The following is a 17,766-nucleotide window of genomic DNA, read 5'->3' as shown; positions in this document are numbered from 1 at the left end:
TAAGGTCTTACGATGGTGCGAACAGCAGTGCCATTCACGATCGAGACCGAGGGGCAATGAACATGGTGAACGAACTGCAGACATTGTTGCCCCACGGCTACTGCTTCTCTTGGCAGAAAGATCTGGTGCTGCTGCACGTCGTGGCCAACGTGCTGATCGCCGTCGCCTACTTCACGATTCCAGTGACCTTGTGGACCTTCGTGCGCCGCCGCACCGATCTGAGTTTCGGCCCGATCTTCGTGATGTTCGGCGTCTTCATCATGGCCTGCGGCATCACCCACGTCATGGATGTGTGGACCCTGTGGCATCCGGATTTCTGGCTTGACGGCTGGCTACGCCTGATGACGGCGGGCGTGTCGATCGCGACCGCCATCATGCTGTGGCGACTGATTCCGGTCGCGCTTTCGCTGCCCAGCCCCGCGTCGCTCAGCCAGGCCAACACCGAACTGAAGGCGGAAATCGCACGCCGCAAGCAATACGAAACCGAGCTGCGCGCGCTCAACAGCCAGATGAAGCAGCAGATCGAGGAACTCGAAGCGCTGTCGTACGCCATTTCGCACGACGTGCGCGGCCCGCTGCGGCACATCGAAGGGTTCGCGCGCGCGCTGGCCGACAAGCATCCGGCACCGACCGACCACCCGGCTCAGCGCTACATCGAGCGCATCCGGGCGTCAGTCCATCACCTGAGCAATATCGTCGAAGGCCTGCTCGCGTTCTCGCGCGCCAGCCGCACCGAAATGCGCCGGGAGCGCTGCGACATGAACACGCTGATCGCCGAGGTGGTGGAAGAACTTGCCCCTGACATGGACAGTCGTGTCGTCGAGTTGAAGGTCGGCGCGCTGCCCGACGTGCAGGCCGATCCGAAACTGCTCTACCAAGTGTTCTACAACCTGATGGCCAATGCAGTGAAGTATTCGCGCGACCGCGCTCCGGCCGTCATCGAAGTCGATTGCATCGAAGACACCGGCGACAACCTTGTCTTCCGGGTCCGCGACAACGGTGCCGGATTCGACATGCAGTATTCGGGCAAGCTGTTCGGCGTGTTCCAGCGCCTGCACCATTCGAGCGAATTCGAAGGCACCGGTATCGGGCTGGCGAACGTGAAGCGCATCGTGGAGCGTCACGGCGGCCGCGTATGGGCCACCGGCGAAACCGGCGCAGGCGCCAGTTTCTTCGTCGCCCTGCCGCGGCTGGCCCGAACTGCTGCCGAAGGTCCGGCAGCCCCCTTCACAGGAGTAAGAGATGTCCCTGCACTTGCGTGACATTCTGGTTGTCGAGGACAACGACAACGATGTCGAACTGATGCTGCTCAGCCTGGGCGAACTCAAGCTTGCCAACGATATCGTCATCGTGCGTGACGGCGTCGAGGGGCTGGACTACCTGTACAGGCGCGGCCGCTTCGCCGCGCGCGAGGGCGATCAACCGCTGTTCATGCTGCTGGACCTGAACATGCCGCGCATGGGCGGCATCGACATGCTGGTCGAAATGCGCCGTGACGACGGCCTGCGTACCCTGCCGGTGGTCATCATGACCTCGTCGCGCGAAGATCCTGACCTGCGCCGCTGTTACGACCTGGGCATCAACGCCTACGTCGTCAAACCGGTCGATTTCGACCAGTTTTCGCGCACCGTCACCAATCTGGGCATCTTCTGGGCGCTGATCAACGAACCGCCGCCGCGGATCTGAGCTTCCCGAAAAGAACGAACCCTATGATTTAAAGTAACTTTTTTGTCCACCCGGAATTTTCGCGCCTCGAAGCATGAAAGTTCGGTGACACCTGCATCCGTTTGAGCCTCTGCCGAGTAGTGGGAATGACGACGCGCTTTCGAGTTGCGGTCCCGTCCATTTCCCCAACCATTTTCTTCGGAGAGGTCAGACATGTACGAAAAAACACTGTTGGCAGCGGCATCCACCCTCGCATTCGCCTTTGCAACCCCGGCCAGTGCAGCAGATTTCATCGGTCTCACGACCGGCAACGAGATCGGCATGATCAGCAGCAGCAATACCTCGGCTGCCACGTTCACCTCGATCACCGGTCTGGGCGCCGGCGAACGTATCCTCGGCATCGATCTGCGCCCAAGCAACAACATGGTGTATGGCGTCAGCAGCCTGAACCGCATCTACACGCTTGACGTGTCGAGCGGCATGGCCACCTTCATGGCGGCGCTCGACACCCCGCTGGTCAACCCGTCGCTGTCCTATGGCATCGACTTCAATCCCGTGGCCGATTTCGCCGGTGCGGCGTCGCTGCGTTACGTCAGCAACGTCGGTCAGAACCTGGCGATCAACGTCAATACGGGTGTCGTCGGCAACGCCGCCAGCGTCATTCCCTCCGGCTTCAGCGCCGTGGCCTACACCAACTCGGACGCCTCGGCGATGAGTGGCCCGGCATCGACTGCGCTGTACTACCTGAACACCACGACCGATACGCTGCACGTCGCGCCCACCGCTTTCAACGCCCCGACCATCATGACCGTCGGGTCACTCGGCATTTCGGGCAACGTGATCGGCGCCAACGGTTTCGAAATCGACGCCGGCGGCATGGGCTGGGCGGCATTGACGCTGGACAACGGTGACAGCGGTCTTTACTCGATCGACCTGGGAACCGGTCTGGCGACCTTCAACGGCGCATTGAACGCCAACCTGCGCGGCTTCACATCGGCCTCCTTCATGGCGCCGGTGCCGGAACCCGAAACCTGGGGCATGCTGCTGTCGGGTCTCGGTCTGATCGGCATGATGGCGCGCCGCCGCATGCGCAAGGCCTGAGCACGCTGCACCTCGCGCGGGCTTCGGTTCGCGCGAATTTCAAGGGCTTCGCACCGCAGGGTGCGAAGCCTTTTTTTTGTCCGTGCTCGACGACGGGTGGCGCCGGTCCGGATCAGCCGAGCAGCAGGTCGAAAAAATCAACCGGAACGACCTTGCGCGCCAGCGGTGCCGGCGGGCGCGGCCAGGGTCGCAGCAAGGCGCCCCGATCCGGCGAAAGACGCTGTTCGAACTGCACGAAGTGCTGGCCGTTGATCCGGTTGTATTCGCTCTGGAAGGCCGCAAGGTAGGCATCCGGCGTCAGTCCGCGGGTGGTGCCGTGCAGCAGGTTTTCGATGCACAGCGCGGACAGCCCCGCAAACGCGGTGAGCCTTCCGACTTCGGCAGCCGCGTCCAGATGGCCGTCGGCATCGAGCGTCCATTGCTTGCGCTCGAGCAATTGGGCGTAGGCGACCGCGGCGTCGCGCACCGGTTGCAGTCCGGTGACGGCCGTCGGGTAGGCATCGTTATGCAGGCGTGCCTGGGCGATGTCGATCAGCGTTTCGCGGAATCGCCTGTAGCGGTCGAACACCACCGTCGCGTAGAGTGAAAGCAGCGTACCGAACAGAATGCCGAGCAGCGCGCTGGTTGCATCCTTGCCCCATCGGGCCCAGACACGCTCTTCCGGCGGTGAATCGGCAGGCAGATCGGGCGGCTGGGCGCAGACGATCTGCGGCGGCGGCGCCGGTGGACAGGCCGGGCAGCCATCAGTCGGCGGGCAGACCGCGCCGGGATCCGCCACGGGCTCGGGCGCAGTGGAAGCCAAGACAATCGCTGCGACCGGCAGCGTCGGCGCATCCTCGGTCGCATGCACGGGCACCCCGCAGGCAAGCCACAGCGCGCCGATCACCGCCCCGGCACGGCACAGGCGCGGCAGCGTCACGCCACCGGCCACCGGGTCCGGACACCCACAGCCCGGTCGTCAATCGAGTACATAGGTTTCATCCTGCTCGGGCACCACGGCAGACCACCCCAAGTCGTGTTCCAGCTTCTGGCGCAGGCTGTCCGCCGCGCTTGCTTCGCCGTGCGTCACGAATACACGGCGCGGCGCCCGCCCGACCGGGCGCAGCCAGTCAAGAATCTCGCGGTAGTCGGCGTGCGCCGACAGGCCGTCCACCTTGGCCACTTCGCAAGCGATCGGCGCATCGCGGCCGAAGATGCGCAGGCTGCGCGAGCCCTTGAGCAGCGCGTCGCCGCGCGTACCTTCGGCCTGGTAACCGGCGATCACGACCGTGTTGCGCGGGTCGGCGCCAAACGCCAGCAGGTGATGCAGGATGCGGCCACCGTTGAGCATGCCGGCCCCGGCGATAATCACTTTGGGATACCGGTTGCCGGACAGCGCTTCCGACTCTTCTGGCGTGCGGGTGAAGGTCACCGCGTCACGCATGCGGTCGCACGCGTCCTGACTGAGCCGGTGCTCGTGCCGGTAACTGCGAAACACGCCGGTCACGTCGATCGCCATCGGGCTGTCGAGGAAGACCGGCAACGCCGGAATGCGTCGCTCGTCCATCAACGTCGCCAGCAGATGCATCAGGGTCTGGGCGCGCCCGACCGCGAACGACGGCAGCAGCACGGTACCGCCGCGCGCCGCGGTGCGGCTGACGATGTTGGCCAGCGTGGCAAACGGGTCATGTTCAGGATGCAGGCGGTCGCCATAGGTCGACTCGACCACCAGCCAGTCGGTGTCGGGCAGCGGCTCGGGTGCGTGCATCACCGGATCGTCCGGACGCCCGAGATCGCCGCTGAAGGTGATGCGCTGCCCGGCACATTCGATGCAGACGCTGGCCGCGCCGAGGATGTGCCCGGCGCGCTGGAAGGTGACGCGATACGGGCCGATCGCAAACGGTTCGCCGAAGCCCGTGCTGCGCAGATGCTTCATTGCGTGGCGCGCGTCATCCGCCGTGTACAGCGGCTCGGCCGGATGGTGCTTGCTGTAGCCGTACTTGTTGGCGTGACGCGCGTCTTCTTCCTGCAGATGAGCACTGTCCTCAAGCAGGATGTCCACCAGTTCCCGCGTGGCTGGCGTCGCCCACACCGGTCCGTCGAAACCTTCGCGCATCAGCCGCGGCAGGTAGCCGGAGTGGTCGAGATGGGCATGCGTCAGCACGACTGCCGACAGCCCGGCCGCATCGACCGGAAATGGCTTCCAGTTGCGACTGCGGATGTTCTTCACGCCCTGGAACAAGCCACAGTCCACGAGCAGTGAGTGCTCCTCGTGCGTCAGCAGATAGCGCGAGCCGGTCACCGTACCGGCAGCGCCCAGAAATCTGATTTTCATCGTTGTCGTCCTCCCGCCTCGAGTGTAGGCCCCGACGGCGACAAGTGACAGGCGCGCCTGTCAGCCCGCTTGCGGAAGGTTCTCGGCGATGCGCCACAGCACGCCGGCAGGATCGAACAACACGAAATCCCGCATGCCCCACGGCCGGTCTTCCGGCCTGCCGACCAACACGCCGAAGCGGCGGGCAATATCGGCCGATACGACATGTGCGTGCCAGTCGTTGACGTCGGCAACCAGCAGATGCATCTGGAACTGCCGGGCAAACGCCGGCGCGTCGAACGCCTGCAGCAGGAAGCTCACGTGGCCGTGGCGAACGTATGCGAGGCGGTCATCCGTCCACGAAACTTCAAAACCGAGCGCAAGGTAGAACCGGCGCGACAGTTCAAAGTCGGTGGCCGGCACGAAGGCCTTGATTTCGACCGGATCCAGATTCATCACGCGTCGCGACGGATAACGCCGGCGCGTCTCGTCCACAGACCGATCAGGGCCAGGCCGGCCAGCAGCATCAACGCACTGGCAGGCTCCGGCACTGCCGACACCTGCCAGCCCATGTCGGCGAAGCCGGCATAGTCGAGTGCGGTGGGCAACTGGCGTTCGCCGAAGGGCGTGCTTGGATCCATCATCGTTTCCTGCAACTGGCCATCGCGCACGCTGTGCGTACCTTCCGCCCAGTGACTGCCGTAGCGGTCGACCGGCACGCCGCCTCCGTAGGCCGCCACCGACGCGGCGCCGGTGAACAGACCGGTGGTGGCATCGATCTGCGCCCGCCACGAATCGGCTTCGCCGAAACCGAGGACATGACCGATTTCGTGCGTGGCCGTGGTGAGGAAATCCGGGCGGCCGGACGACAGCCCTCCGGCGTCCGCGCCGAAGTACCAGTCATTGCTGGCGTTGAACCAGATGTAACCGCCCCACGTGGCGTAGTCGCTGGCATCCGGACCGGTGGTGTCGAGCTGGCCACGCGTCATGACGGCGCCGACAAAGGCGGCACTGCCGGTGGCCTGCAGGTTGACGCCGGTACCGGCGAAGCCCAGCACGCCCGGCGCCGACGGCGAGCCGCCGACATAGATGCGCAACGTGTCGGCTTCGATGACGACGTTGTTCAGCGTCACGCCGGGCCCGCCCAGACTCGGGTGCATGAAGGACACCGACCACTGGTCGCCCTCAGCCGGCGCGATCGCGCTCAGCGTATCCGTGAAGCCGCTGTAATGGGACGCAGCCAGATCAAGCAAGGCGCGGCGATCGATGCGCGGCGCACCGCTCGCCAGGTCGGTGAAGAAGCCGCGCGTGTCGTAGGTGTAGTCGAACTCGATCTCGAGTGCGGACACCGGCGACGAGGAAGCGATCAGCAGCCATGCGAGCAGCGGCCTCGGTGCCGCGCGTCGCCATGACCTCGCTGTGCGATCACGCATGGCCGGTCTCCCCGCAGCCACCCGTGCGTGCGGTGCGGCGAGCCCGCGCGGCGACCAGGCCCAGGCCGCCCAGCAGCGTGGCCCAGGCGTGCGGTTCGGGCACCGCCGACAGCGGCGTGACCGAACCGGTACCGCTGCCATAGACACCCTGCAGCGCACTGACCATTTCGCTGTCGAGCGCGAACACCGGGCCTTCGTAGACAGAAAGCTGTGCCGGCGCAGCCGCTGGCGCATCGCCACTGTCGTAGTGCCCCATGCCGAGCGAATGTCCGAGTTCGTGCTGAGCCACCGCATAGAACCACAGCGGCGTCCAGCCGGCGCCGAAGCGTCCGCCATTGAACACGATGTCGCCTGCCAGACCGCTGGCAGGCGAAAACGGGAAGTAGGCGTAGGCATTCGCGTCGCTGATGTGCGCGACCAGACCGACCCGGATGTCGGCCAGACCGGCCGGGTCGTATTCGCCGGTTTCCGGCTTCGGCCCGCCATCAGTCTGCTCGACAAAATGGATGGGCAGCACCGCCGCATAATCGGACAGCGCCTGCTCGAAGGCGCTGCGCAGCACCGACATCGGCAGCGCCACGCCGGCGGCATCGCGCAGCCCTCCGTCGAACAGATTGCTGAAGCTGTAGGTCAGCGTGAGATCGCTGCCGGGTCCGTCGGGCTGGGCCCAGCTGGCGTACATCGGGTAGTGGCCGGCCCATGCGGGCGCTGCGACGAACAGTCCGGCGAGGGTCAGTGCGCCGACCAGCTGACGCAACGGAAGGATCGTGCCGCTCACCGCGTTTCCCCGGCAGCGCGCTGGCGGCGACGCGCCAGGCTCAGCAGGCCTAGACCGGCGAGCAACATCGCGTGGGTTTCGGGTTCGGGCACCGCCGAAACCGTCAGGAAGACCGAACCGGGCGCTTCGGTGTTGTTCAGGAAGCCATGCAGGAATTCGTTGCCCGAGGTGTCGTTGAGGCCGGTCAGAGCGATCACCTGCACCGCATTGCCGCCGCTGATCCAGCTCCCCACCAGCGCCGACACATCGAAGGTGACGGCGCCCGGCCCGGTCACGACACGGCGCGCCGCGGCGTCGGCCGGCAGGATGCTCTGGTTGTAGAAGTGCAGCCAGCTCAGGCTGCCCGCGGGATTCGTGTCATCGCTGATGGCCGTGAGCGGATTGGCGGCCACACCGTGCGCCGACACGGTGAAGGGGGTGTCGGCGCTGGCGTCGGCACCGAATCCGCCGCTCGTCGACTGCACCGTGAGCAGCGCGCTGACCGGTCCGATGAAGGACGAGAAGTCGTAATCGAACGCGAGATAGATGGTTTCTGCGCCGATCGTGCCGAAAGGATTTCCCGTCGATACGCGGAACACGGGTCGGTTGTCGCCCGCATAGCCGCGCACGGCATTCGCGCCCTGGAAGAAGGAAGAGGTCATCACGTCTTCGGTCACGTCTATCGTCACCGCGTGCGCGGGCGTAGCGGTCAGCAGTGCGCCCAGCATCAGGGCAGCGGCGGCATGCGGGGCATGTGTGCGGATGGTCATCGTGTCACCTCTTGGCTCTTGAAAGTTTTCTGCACCCGGTCGCACTGAAGGACACGGCTTTGCGACATGACGGGTGTGCAGACGGAGGCTGGCGGACCGATACGGTCGCGGCTGGCAGGTCGGACGCGAACAGCGGAACGGACGGCTTGCGCGCCCGTACGGTTCGGGCGGTGGCTGGCGAAGGACTTGCTGGGTGACGGACGGGGTGTCGACGCCTGGCTTGCAGGTGCCGCGGTGACGACTTCCATGTCATTCGGAAGCCGTCACCGCAGACGATCGAAGAATCCGTTAAATGAGAATCATTGTCAACCGTAACTCGACGTGCCGGACCTGGCCGATGGCGATCGGTGCCCGAGCGCGTCTCGGGATCGACGCGGTGACTCAGTCGTTTCGCCTAGTCCGATGCTTTTGATGCACTTCGGTGCTTGAATGACAGCAGTCGTCCCTCCCTTTCCGGAAAGGCTGGTCCATGTTCAACGTCCCGTTTCTGCAGGCGCGCACGCGCCGCCTTGGCTGCGCACTGATCGTCTGCGCACTGGGCAGCGCAGGCGCCCACGCCGCCTACTACTCGACGGGCACCACAGCTTCATCGCTATCGAGCTTTGCCAACGGGCCGAACGAACAGACCAACCACGGGGCTGCCACCCCCGGTGGTTCGGCGGCTTCCAGCGCGGTGCTCAGCAGCAGCGGCAACAGGGTGATCGAAGGCGGCGCGCAGAGCACGGCGCGGGCCGAACCCGGTGGCATTCACGTCGTGGCCGATGCGAACGTGCGCCTGAACAATCCGGACTACAACCTGAATCTCGCTGTGGCGGCCAGTTCCACCGCCCACGCCAGCTTCAGCGACACACTGATCATCAGCGCACCCGGCCTCGCCGCCGGTACAGCCGCGCTGCTCACTTACCGCGTCAGCGTATCGGGTGACCTCGGCATCGAAGGCAGCAACAGCTGGAATGGTGGCTGGAACGCCTCGTCGTACTGGAGCTTCACCGCCACGCTCGGCTCGTCGTCCACCTTTCGCAGCCTGCTGAATGACTCGACCCCGGGCAGCGACCCGCGCCTGCTGGGTGACGGCCGGTTCGGCAACCTCGACATCACGGTGCCGGTGATACTGGGTACGGTGCTTCCGTTCAGCCTGGGCGGCAATGCCTCGGCTTCGGTCAGCCTGGGCAGCACCCCCTACGAGCCCTCGTCCGGTCAGTTCGCTGCCTTCTCCAACCTGGGCAACACAATAGGCTGGGGCGGCATCGTGTCACTGACAACCGCCGAAGGCACGCCCATCAGTACCTACTCCGCATCCGGCGATTCCGGCTTCGACTACCGTCAGGCCTATGTCAGCGCCGTGCCGGAACCCGCCCCGGCCGTGCTGCTCGCCGGCGGCCTGCTCGCACTGCTGGCACTGCGCCGCCGCTGACAGGCAAAAAAAAACCGGCCGACGGCCGGTTTTCCCGAGCGGTCCGAGCGGTCAGACCGGCATGTTCATGATGTCCTGGTAGGCATTCACCAGCTTGTTCCTCACCTGCACCATCTGCTGGAAGGACAGGCTGGCCTTCTGCGACGCGATCATCACGTCCTGCAGATTGGATTCGGAAGTGCCAGTGATGAAACCTTCCGACATCTGCCTCGCTTGCGCCTGAGCCGCATTGACCTGCTCGATCGCATTCTTCAGCGCATCACCGAAGTCAGCCCCCGAATCAGCGCCCGCCTGAGCGGCAGGCTTGCCAGCGGCGACCTGCGCGGTAGAGCGCAGTTCGGTGATCATCTGGTTCAGGCTGGTGTTCATGTCATTTCTCCGTTGCCGTACGGCATTGCTGTCCGACGCATCGCCGACCGGCGGCAAAAAATGCCGCCTGCGGACTGCCCGTTCAGGGGTTTTGACCCGGTTGCTGATTCTTTAGCAAATCCCGGGCCAACGCGCTGCGTGGCGCCGTTCAACCTTCCCGCAGCAACCCGTCTGCCTTGTAGCGCGCCAGTTTATACCGCAGCGTGCGTTCGGAAATACCCAGTTTCTCGATCGCCTTCTTGCGCGAGCCTCCCACCGCCGCGAGCGTTTCGAGGATCAGGTCGCGTTCCATGTCGCGCACCGACCTCACCTTCAACGGCGCGTCAGGCGTGGCACTGGGCGGTGCATCGTTGGCCGCGGGCGTCGGCATGACCGGCTCGGCCACAGGTGCCGGAACAGCGACCGGGCGCGACAGGCCGCGCTGGCCACCCAGAATGATGTGCTCGGCTTCGATCAGGTCGTCGGGTGCCATGATGGCGGCACGCTGCACGGTGTTTTCCAGTTCGCGCACATTGCCGGGCCAGTCGTGACCGGCAAGGATTGCCGCCGCCGAATTGCCGAGCCTCAGCACGCGACCCTGCGCCTTCGCGCAGCCGGCGAGAAAGTGGCGGGCCAGCGGCACGATGTCGCCCGGGCGGTCGCGCAGCGACGGGATGCCGATCGGGAACACGTTCAGGCGGTAATACAGATCTTCGCGGAAGCGGCCGGCGCGCGCCTCGGCTTCCATGTCGCGGTTGCTGGTGGCCAGCACGCGGATGTCGAGCGGAATCGGCTTCTTGCCGCCGACCCGCTCCACCTCGCGCTCCTGCAGCACGCGCAGCATCTTGGCCTGCAGCGCCAGCGGCATTTCGGAAATTTCGTCCAGCAGCAGCGTGCCGCCATTGGCCTGTTCGAACTTGCCGGCCTGCGCGGCGGCTGCACCGGTGAACGCGCCCTTTTCGTAGCCGAACAGTGTCGCTTCGAGCAGGTTGTCCGGGATGGCCGCGCAGTTGATCGCGATGAACGGCATGGCGGCGCGCGCCGACTGCTGGTGGATGTAGCGCGCAAACACCTCCTTGCCGGTGCCGGATTCGCCGGTCAGCAGCACGGTGGCTTCGGAGCGGGCGACCCGCGCCGCGAGACCGAGCACCTGCCGGGTGCGTGCGTCCTCGGCGACCATGTCGGCCGGCGTCACCACCGGTGCGGCATAGCGATCGATGTGGGCGAGAAGCACATCCGGCTCGAACGGCTTGAGCAGGAAATCGCAGGCGCCGGCGCGCATTGCGGCGACCGCCTTTTCGACGTCGCCGAAGGCCGTCATCAGCAGCACTGGCAGCGCGGCTTCGCGGGCGCGGATTTCGCGCAGCAGCGTCAGCCCGTCCATCGGCTGCATCTTCAGGTCGGTGATGACCAGATTCAGCGCGTGCTCGCCGGTATTGCGCTCGATCATGCGCAACGCCTGCGGGCCGTCGGCCGCACCGATCACGCGGTGGCCGGCGCATTCGATGGCCAGACACAGCGCATCGCGCAGATTCGGTTCGTCCTCGACCACCAGGATGTTCAGCTTTTCACTCATTGCAGCTTCTCCAGCACGTCTTCCGGGGCACCGCTGCCTGCCGTGATGGGCAGGCGCAGCGTAAATTGACTGCCCGCGCCGGGCGCGGACACACATTCGATGTCGCCGCCGTGCACGCGCGCCACACCGCGTGCAATCGCCAGCCCGAGTCCGGTTCCTTCATCACGGGTGGTGAAGAAGGGTTCGAACAATCTTTCCTGAATCTCCGGTGCTATGCCGCGCCCGGTGTCTCGCACAGCGAAACCGAGGCGGTTGCCGTCGATGCCGACCGACAGGCCGACTTCACCCCCCGCAGAACAGGCTTGCACCGCGTTCTCGAGCAGGCTGACCAGCGCGCTGGCAATCGCCTTGCGATCGCCCGACACCGTGCCTGCTGCCGATGCGTCATCGACCATCAGTTCGACACCGGCCGCGCGCGCCACCGGCTCGACCGTGTGGCGCAGTTCTTCTAGCAGGCCGGCGACGTCTATCGCCTCGCGGCCGAGCACCTCGCCACGCGCGAACATCAACGTGTCGCGGATCAACCGCTCGAGATGGCGCAGCCTGTCCTGCGCGCGCGACGCGATCGAACGCATGTCGGCAGGCGGCAGTTCGCGGCCGATCAGCGTACCGACGTACAGCGTGGCCGCGGCCAACGGCGTGCGCAGCTGATGCGCCAGCGACGCGGCCATTTCGCCCATCGCGGCCAGACGTTCGTTGCGGGCGGCGGCAATCTTGAGTGCGTGCTGGCGCGTCATGTCGTGCAGCAGCACGATGCGTGCGTTCTCGCCGGTCAGCGGCGCTTCGCTGACCGACAGCCGGCGATGCGCGCCCTCGCTGTCGGTGCAGTCCCATTCGGCGGGAGCGTCGGCCTGTACCAGCCGGCAGGCGCTCGACGACCATGGCTGCCCGGCCCGCGCGCCCACCATGTCGAAAGCCACCGGGTTGGACTGTTCGATTTCGCCGGCACCATCGACCACGACGACACCCGCCGGCAGCTGATTCAGCAAGGTGGTCAGCCGGTCGGTCAGACGCGCCTTCTGTTCATACTGGCGACGCAACTCGCCATTGGCTGCGGCCAGCTCTTCGGTCAGGCTGGCGACCTGACGTTCCAGCGTGCCGTAGGCTTCCGACAGCTCCGCCGACGCGGCATTGAACAGGCGGAAAGCTTCGGCCAGGCGTGCGGCTTCGTCCGGCGCAATGCGCGGCGTGTCCGCAGCCGAGGCGGCGGTGACGGCAGCAGTGGCAGCAGCGGGTTCGGCCATGTACGGAGCGCCGGCAGGCGCAGGAATTGATCGACCGTGCCAGCGTAGCAAGGCGCAGGCCACGTTTTCGGGCGGATCAGCCGGCCAAAAACCCGCCTTATCCGCGGAACGGCTCGCGCGAGGCACGCCGACAATCCGTCTCATCCTGCAAGGTCTGCCGTACTGCAGACCCCTCATCCGTCACCTGCGCGAGACGAAACATGGCCGCTGCAAACGCCGTACTTGATCCGAACACCGCCCCTGCCGCGGGGACCAACCCGCTTGCGCTTGCGCAGCAGCGGCTGGCCGCCCTGCCGATGCAGAAGAAGATGGGACTGGCCGGCGGTCTGGCGATGGCGATCGCGTTGCTGGTCGGCCTCACGCTGTGGAGCAACAGCCCCAATTACGAAGTGCTGTTTTCGAACATCAACGACAAGGACGGCGGCGCCATCGTCGCGATGCTGCAGCAGCAGAACGTACCGTACAAGTTTTCCGAAGGCGGTCACGCCATCCTGGTGCCCTCGCAGTTTGTACACGACGCGCGGCTGAAGCTGGCCGCCCAGGGCCTGCCGCGCGGCGGCTCCATCGGCTTCGAGCTGATGGAAAAGCAGAAGATGGGGCAGTCGCAGTTTTCCGAGCAGGTGACCTATCAACGTGCGCTGGAAGGCGAGCTGGCGCAGACCATCGGCACGCTGGCCGCAGTGGACAACGCCCGCGTGCATCTGGCCATTCCGAAGCAGAGTGCCTTTCTGCGCGATGACCAGAAGCCGTCGGCCTCGGTGGTGCTCGGTCTGCTCGGCGGCCGCACGCTGAGCCCGGAACAGGTCGGCGGCATCGTGCACCTCGTGGCATCGAGCGTGCCGCAGCTGGCCACCGAAAACGTGTCGGTGCTCGACCAGAACGGCAATCTGCTGTCTGGCAACCGCGACATGAAGGACGGCGCGGCGCTCAACCCGACCCAGCTCAAATATGTCAACGAGATCGAGGCATCGACCATCCGGCGCATCGAAGCCATGCTGGAACCGTTGATGGGGCGCGGCAACTACCGCGTGCAGACCGCCGCCGACATCGATTTCAGCCAGACCGAACAGACGGCCGAAACGTACAAGCCGAACCCGACGCCGGACGCCGCGATCCGCAGCCAGCAGATGAGCGAATCGGTCAGCAACCAGCCGGCCGCCGGTGGCGTGCCGGGCGCGCTGACCAATCAGCCGCCGACCCCAGCCACCGCACCGATCACCACCCCGCCGGCACCGGGAACGCCGGCGGCCGAGGGCGCCCCCGGCACCCCGCCGATGGTGCCGATCAACACGCGCAAGGATTCGACGACCAATTTCGAGCTGGACAAGACGGTGCAGCACGTGCGCCAGCCGACCGGCCAGATCCGCCGGCTTTCGGTGGCGGTGCTGGTGGCGCAGAAAGTGAAGACCGACGACAAGGGCAATGTCACGCCGGTGGCGCTGACCGACGACGAACTCAAGCGCATCAACGACCTGACGCGTGAGGCGATGGGCTTCAATGAAGCGCGCGGCGACACGCTGAACGTGGCATCGGCCCCCTTCACCGAAGTGCAGCAGGAAGTGCTCGACACGCCGATCTGGAAGGACCCGGAACTGACAGGCATGGCAGGCGACCTGCTGAAGTACCTGCTGGTCGCCGGCGTTGCCGCCTACCTGCTGTTCGGTGTGCTCAAGCCACTGGTGCGCACGCTGACGGCACCGGTCGAGCGCGACGAGGACGACGTGCGCGACGTCACGCTGGATGCAGATGGGCAGCCGGTTTCCCTGCCCGGCGCCGCCGCAGCGCAGCTTGAACTGTCACCGGAGGCGCGCGCGGCACTGGAGTTCGAAACCAAGCTCGAAGCGGCCCGCACGATGGCGAAGAATGATCCGAAGGCGATCGCGGAAGTGATCAAGCACTGGGTGAATGGCGATGAATGATGTCGGAATCGAACGCAGCGCCCTGCTTCTGGTGACGCTGGGCGAGGACGCCGCAGCCGAGGTGCTCAAGCATCTCGGGCCGCGCGAGGTGCAGAAGATCGGCACCGCGATGGCCGGGCTGCGCAATGTGCCCCGCGAACGGGTGACCGAAGTGCTCGACCTGTTCGACGAAGCCACGTCGGCCGGCAGCCGCGTGTCGGCCGACGAAACCCTGATACGCAACATGCTGACCAAGGCGCTCGGCGAGGAACGCGCCGGCCACCTGCTGTCGCGCATCCTGAACGACTCGGACACCGCCGGCATCGAAGGCCTGAAATGGCTGGACGCCGCCACCATCGCCAACCTGATCAAGAACGAACACCCGCAGATCATCGCCACCATCCTGACCCACCTGGAATTCGACCAGGCCGCCGAAGTGCTGAAACTGTTCGCGGAACGGTTGCGCAACGATGTCATCCTGCGCATCGCCACGCTGGACGGCGTGCAGCCGGTGGCACTGAAGGAGCTGAACGACGCGATGTCGCGCGTGCTGGCGGGCTCGGCCAAGATGAAGAAGACCGCGCTCGGCGGCATCAAGGCGACCGCCGAAATCCTCGGTTTCGTCGGCAGCGCGAATGAATCAGCCATCCTCGATGCGGTCAAGGAATACGACGCGGACCTGGCGCAGAAGATCGTCGACGAAATGTTCGTGTTCGAAAACCTGCTCGACATCGACGACCGCGGCATCCAGACCCTGCTGCGCGAGGTCAGCGGCGACCAGCTGGTGCTGGCGCTGAAGGGCGCCTCGCCCGAGTTGCGCGAGAAGATTTTCAAGAACATGTCGTCGCGCGCCGCCGAATCGCTGCGCGAGGACCTGGAGGGCCGCGGTCCGGTCAAGCTGTCCGAGGTCGAGGGCGAACAGAAGGAAATCCTGAAGATCGCGCGTCGTCTGGCAGAAGAGGGCCAGATCGTCATGGGCGGCAAGGGCGGCGAGGAAATGCTGTGATCCGGTCCCGCCCCGACGACATGCACGGGAGCAATCGATGACATCGGACGGCGCACTCGCCTTCACCCACTGGAAGATGGAAGTATTCGACCAGGGTATGGCGCAGCCTCCGGGCATCGACGATACCTTCGGCGGATCGCCGGGGCGCGAATCGGCAGCGCCTGCTTCTGCAATACCAGCGAACACTGGCTCGCAGGCAGACAGCGAGACGCAACCCGCCTTCAAGCTCCCCACGGCCGACGAACTCGAGAAGCTGCAGGCCGACGCACATCGCGAGGGCTACGCGGCGGGGTATGAAGAGGGTACCGCGCGCGTGCGAATGGAAGCCATGCGCCTGCACAGCGTGATCGAGCAGCTCGAAGAGGCACTGGCGTCGCTCGACACCGAAGTGGCGCAGGGCGTACTCCACCTCGGCGTGGAAATCGCCCGCCAGGTGGTGCGGCAGGCAATCGCGGTCAAACCGGAAGTGATCGTCGGGGTCGTACGCGAAGCGATCAACCAGCTGCCGCACCAGCATACGGCGGTTTATCTGAACCCGGACGACGCCTCACTCGTGCGCTCTCACGCCGGTGACCAGCTGGCACACGCCGGCCATCGCATATTCGAAGACACCACCATTGCGCGCGGCGGCTGCAAGATCGAAGCCGGCGGCAGCCACATCGACGCCACGCTGGCCACGCGCTGGACGCGCATCGTCGAGGCGCTGATCGACGACGCGGACTGGATAGAACATGACTGACACCCTGGATACCCCGGCCGACGCGTCACTGCTCGACGACTCACCCGACAGCGCAGCGGCGCAGGCAGGCGCACCGGTCATTTCGAACCCGCACGTTGCGAAGTGGTCGGGTTTCATGACCGACTGCGGCACGCTGGCCGGGCGGGTCAATCCGTATCTGCACGCTGGGCGGCTGACCCGCATCAACGGCCTGGTGATGGAAGCTGCGGGCCTGAAGCTGCCGCTGGGTTCCGGCTGCCGCATCATGGTACCGGGCGGCAACAGCTGCGAAGCCGAGGTGGTCGGTTTCAACGGCGACAAGCTTTTCATGATGCCGACCGACGACGTGGTCGGCCTCGCGCCCGGCGCCCAGGTGATTCCGCTCGAAGCGGTGCCACAGCGCCCTACCCCGACGGAACGGCTGGAGCCGCGCCGGCGCGCATCCGACCGCGCCAAGCACCTGCCGGTCGGCGACGCGCTGCTCGGGCGCGTGGTCGATGGCGCGGGCCGGCCGCTCGATGGTCTCGGGCCGGTCATCACGCGACATTCCCGTTCGGTGGCCAGCCGCGCGGTGAATCCGCTGCTGCGCGAACCGATACGCCGGACGATGGACACCGGCATCCGCTCGATCAATTCGCTGCTGACCGTCGGCCGCGGCCAGCGCATCGGCCTGTTCGCTGGGTCCGGCGTCGGCAAGTCGGTGCTGCTGGGCATGATGGCGCGCTTTACGTCGGCCGAGGTGGTCGTGGTCGGGCTGATCGGCGAACGGGGACGCGAAGTGAAGGAATTCATCGAGCAGATCCTCGGCGCCGCCGGACTGAAGCGATCGGTGGTGGTCGCCGCGCCGGCCGATACCAGCCCGCTGATGCGGCTGCAGGGCGCCGCCTATGCGACCACGGTGGCCGAATGGTTCCGCGATCAGGGCCGGCACGTGCTGCTCATCATGGATTCGCTGACCCGCTATGCCATGGCACAGCGCGAGATCGCGCTTGCAATCGGCGAGCCGCCGGTCACCCGCGGCTATCCACCCAGCGTGTTCGCCCGCCTGCCGCAGCTGGTGGAGCGCGCCGGCAACGGGCCGGAGGGCGGTGGCTCGATCACCGCCTTCTACACCGTGCTGGCCGAAGGCGACGACCAGCAGGACCCGATCGCCGACTCGGCGCGCGCGATCCTGGACGGTCACTTCGTGCTGACCCGCCAGTTGGCCGATGCCGGCCACTATCCGGCCATCGACATCGAACAGTCGGTGTCGCGCGCCATGCACGGGCTCGTCAAGCCGAGCCATTTCGATCTGGTGCGCCGCTTCAAGGGGTTGTGGTCGCGCTACCAGCGTGCGCGCGACCTGATTTCGGTCGGTGCCTACTCCCCGGGCGCGGACCCTCAGCTCGATCTTGCGGTGAACATGTTTCCGACGCTGGAAGCCTTCTTGCAGCAGGCGATGGACGAACGAGAAGGATTTGAGGACGCCGTGATGAAGCTGCACCAGATTTTCGGTCTGAACCCCTGATTGCAAAAATCAGTGACACATGCCGCGGCCGTGACA

17 protein-coding genes are annotated in these 17,766 nt (G+C 65.8%); 8 read left to right on the top strand and 9 right to left on the bottom strand.

The window, feature by feature from the left end; all coding sequences use genetic code 11:
* Positions 1 to 56: 56 nt before the first annotated feature.
* From ACTIFF_RS08710 to ACTIFF_RS08700, 3 genes are all read left to right on the top strand, one after another.
* Positions 57 to 1,262, top strand: a complete 1,206-nt coding sequence (locus ACTIFF_RS08710; protein WP_439536470.1) for a sensor histidine kinase — start codon at positions 57 to 59, stop codon at positions 1,260 to 1,262.
* Complete coding sequence (locus ACTIFF_RS08705; RefSeq protein ID WP_439536469.1) at positions 1,243 to 1,686, top strand: response regulator; 444 nt, start codon at positions 1,243 to 1,245, stop codon at positions 1,684 to 1,686. Before ACTIFF_RS08710 ends, ACTIFF_RS08705 begins: the two co-directional genes overlap by 20 nt.
* Positions 1,687 to 1,878: 192 nt before the next feature.
* On the top strand, positions 1,879 to 2,766 hold the full coding sequence (locus tag ACTIFF_RS08700) for a DUF4394 domain-containing protein (RefSeq protein WP_439536468.1): 888 nt from the start codon (positions 1,879 to 1,881) through the stop codon (positions 2,764 to 2,766).
* Between the two features lie 112 nt (positions 2,767 to 2,878).
* On the opposite strand, the gene ACTIFF_RS08695 is transcribed toward ACTIFF_RS08700, so the two are convergent.
* Genes ACTIFF_RS08695 through ACTIFF_RS08670 form a run of 6 tightly spaced genes read right to left on the bottom strand, consistent with a single transcriptional unit; the run spans position 2,879 to position 8,019 of the window.
* A complete protein-coding gene (locus tag ACTIFF_RS08695) occupies positions 2,879 to 3,685 on the bottom strand; it encodes a hypothetical protein (protein ID WP_439536467.1) in 807 nt (268 codons plus the stop codon).
* Between the two features lie 39 nt (positions 3,686 to 3,724).
* Positions 3,725 to 5,080: an MBL fold metallo-hydrolase RNA specificity domain-containing protein gene (locus ACTIFF_RS08690; RefSeq protein WP_439536466.1), complete on the bottom strand. Its 1,356-nt coding sequence runs from the start codon at positions 5,078 to 5,080 to the stop codon at positions 3,725 to 3,727.
* 60 nt (positions 5,081 to 5,140) lie between these two features.
* The gene (locus tag ACTIFF_RS08685; protein WP_439536465.1) at positions 5,141 to 5,515 is read right to left on the bottom strand and encodes a VOC family protein; all 375 of its coding nucleotides are present in this window, start codon (positions 5,513 to 5,515) and stop codon (positions 5,141 to 5,143) included.
* On the bottom strand, positions 5,515 to 6,492 hold the full coding sequence (locus tag ACTIFF_RS08680; protein ID WP_439536464.1) for a PEP-CTERM sorting domain-containing protein: 978 nt from the start codon (positions 6,490 to 6,492) through the stop codon (positions 5,515 to 5,517). The genes ACTIFF_RS08685 and ACTIFF_RS08680 overlap by 1 nt, the downstream gene beginning before the upstream one ends.
* Entirely contained in the window at positions 6,485 to 7,270 is a 786-nt protein-coding gene (locus ACTIFF_RS08675; RefSeq protein ID WP_439536463.1) for a PEP-CTERM sorting domain-containing protein, read from the bottom strand. The genes ACTIFF_RS08680 and ACTIFF_RS08675 overlap by 8 nt, the downstream gene beginning before the upstream one ends.
* Positions 7,267 to 8,019 carry a PEP-CTERM sorting domain-containing protein gene (locus tag ACTIFF_RS08670; RefSeq protein ID WP_439536462.1) on the bottom strand — a complete coding sequence of 251 codons (753 nt, stop codon included), beginning with the start codon at positions 8,017 to 8,019 and terminating at the stop codon, positions 7,267 to 7,269. Before ACTIFF_RS08670 ends, ACTIFF_RS08675 begins: the two co-directional genes overlap by 4 nt.
* A 469-nt stretch (positions 8,020 to 8,488) precedes the next feature.
* On the opposite strand from ACTIFF_RS08670, the gene ACTIFF_RS08665 reads away from it, so the two are divergent.
* Positions 8,489 to 9,433, top strand: coding sequence for a hypothetical protein (locus ACTIFF_RS08665; RefSeq protein WP_439536461.1), 945 nt, complete (start codon positions 8,489 to 8,491; stop codon positions 9,431 to 9,433).
* Positions 9,434 to 9,484: 51 nt separating this feature from the next.
* Here the strand turns inward: ACTIFF_RS08665 and fliE are convergent, their stop codons facing one another.
* From fliE to ACTIFF_RS08650, 3 genes are all read right to left on the bottom strand, one after another.
* Complete coding sequence (fliE, locus tag ACTIFF_RS08660; RefSeq protein ID WP_439536460.1) at positions 9,485 to 9,802, bottom strand: flagellar hook-basal body complex protein FliE; 318 nt, start codon at positions 9,800 to 9,802, stop codon at positions 9,485 to 9,487.
* A 148-nt stretch (positions 9,803 to 9,950) separates the two neighbouring features.
* Entirely contained in the window at positions 9,951 to 11,357 is a 1,407-nt protein-coding gene (locus tag ACTIFF_RS08655; protein WP_439536459.1) for a sigma-54-dependent transcriptional regulator, read from the bottom strand.
* On the bottom strand, positions 11,354 to 12,601 hold the full coding sequence (locus ACTIFF_RS08650; protein WP_439536458.1) for a sensor histidine kinase: 1,248 nt from the start codon (positions 12,599 to 12,601) through the stop codon (positions 11,354 to 11,356). The genes ACTIFF_RS08655 and ACTIFF_RS08650 overlap by 4 nt, the downstream gene beginning before the upstream one ends.
* 200 nt (positions 12,602 to 12,801) lie before the next feature.
* On the opposite strand from ACTIFF_RS08650, the gene fliF reads away from it, so the two are divergent.
* From fliF to fliI, 4 genes are all read left to right on the top strand, one after another.
* A complete protein-coding gene (gene fliF, locus ACTIFF_RS08645) occupies positions 12,802 to 14,520 on the top strand; it encodes a flagellar basal-body MS-ring/collar protein FliF (protein ID WP_439536457.1) in 1,719 nt (572 codons plus the stop codon).
* Positions 14,513 to 15,505, top strand: a complete 993-nt coding sequence (gene fliG / locus ACTIFF_RS08640) for a flagellar motor switch protein FliG (RefSeq protein WP_439536456.1) — start codon at positions 14,513 to 14,515, stop codon at positions 15,503 to 15,505. The genes fliF and fliG overlap by 8 nt, the downstream gene beginning before the upstream one ends.
* Before the next feature lie 37 nt (positions 15,506 to 15,542).
* Complete coding sequence (locus ACTIFF_RS08635; protein ID WP_439536455.1) at positions 15,543 to 16,244, top strand: flagellar assembly protein FliH; 702 nt, start codon at positions 15,543 to 15,545, stop codon at positions 16,242 to 16,244.
* A gap of 115 nt (positions 16,245 to 16,359) precedes the next feature.
* Positions 16,360 to 17,730 carry a flagellar protein export ATPase FliI gene (gene fliI / locus ACTIFF_RS08630; RefSeq protein WP_257080822.1) on the top strand — a complete coding sequence of 457 codons (1,371 nt, stop codon included), beginning with the start codon at positions 16,360 to 16,362 and terminating at the stop codon, positions 17,728 to 17,730.
* The last annotated feature ends 36 nt before the right edge of the window (positions 17,731 to 17,766 follow it).

The organism is Methyloversatilis sp. (assembly GCF_051861465.1).
Taxonomy (GTDB): domain Bacteria; phylum Pseudomonadota; class Gammaproteobacteria; order Burkholderiales; family Rhodocyclaceae; genus Methyloversatilis.
The sequence above is the reverse complement of the archived record's forward strand: the minus strand, read 5'-3'. Positions and strand labels throughout refer to the sequence as shown.

Excerpts from the sequence above, each read along its gene's own strand:
- ACTIFF_RS08665 (WP_439536461.1), top strand. The coding sequence starts at position 8,489 with ATGTTCAACGTCCCGTTTCTGCAGGCGCGCACGCGCCGCCTTGGCTGC.
- ACTIFF_RS08685 (WP_439536465.1), bottom strand. The coding sequence starts at position 5,515 with ATGAATCTGGATCCGGTCGAAATCAAGGCCTTCGTGCCGGCCACCGAC.
- ACTIFF_RS08710 (WP_439536470.1), top strand. The coding sequence starts at position 57 with ATGAACATGGTGAACGAACTGCAGACATTGTTGCCCCACGGCTACTGC.
- fliI (WP_257080822.1), top strand. The coding sequence starts at position 16,360 with ATGACCGACTGCGGCACGCTGGCCGGGCGGGTCAATCCGTATCTGCAC.
- ACTIFF_RS08705 (WP_439536469.1), top strand. The coding sequence starts at position 1,243 with ATGTCCCTGCACTTGCGTGACATTCTGGTTGTCGAGGACAACGACAAC.
- fliE (WP_439536460.1), bottom strand. The coding sequence starts at position 9,802 with ATGAACACCAGCCTGAACCAGATGATCACCGAACTGCGCTCTACCGCG.
- fliG (WP_439536456.1), top strand. The coding sequence starts at position 14,513 with ATGAATGATGTCGGAATCGAACGCAGCGCCCTGCTTCTGGTGACGCTG.
- ACTIFF_RS08635 (WP_439536455.1), top strand. The coding sequence starts at position 15,543 with ATGACATCGGACGGCGCACTCGCCTTCACCCACTGGAAGATGGAAGTA.
- fliF (WP_439536457.1), top strand. The coding sequence starts at position 12,802 with ATGGCCGCTGCAAACGCCGTACTTGATCCGAACACCGCCCCTGCCGCG.
- ACTIFF_RS08700 (WP_439536468.1), top strand. The coding sequence starts at position 1,879 with ATGTACGAAAAAACACTGTTGGCAGCGGCATCCACCCTCGCATTCGCC.
- ACTIFF_RS08650 (WP_439536458.1), bottom strand. The coding sequence starts at position 12,601 with ATGGCCGAACCCGCTGCTGCCACTGCTGCCGTCACCGCCGCCTCGGCT.
- ACTIFF_RS08680 (WP_439536464.1), bottom strand. The coding sequence starts at position 6,492 with ATGCGTGATCGCACAGCGAGGTCATGGCGACGCGCGGCACCGAGGCCG.
- ACTIFF_RS08655 (WP_439536459.1), bottom strand. The coding sequence starts at position 11,357 with ATGAGTGAAAAGCTGAACATCCTGGTGGTCGAGGACGAACCGAATCTG.
- ACTIFF_RS08690 (WP_439536466.1), bottom strand. The coding sequence starts at position 5,080 with ATGAAAATCAGATTTCTGGGCGCTGCCGGTACGGTGACCGGCTCGCGC.
- ACTIFF_RS08670 (WP_439536462.1), bottom strand. The coding sequence starts at position 8,019 with ATGACCATCCGCACACATGCCCCGCATGCCGCCGCTGCCCTGATGCTG.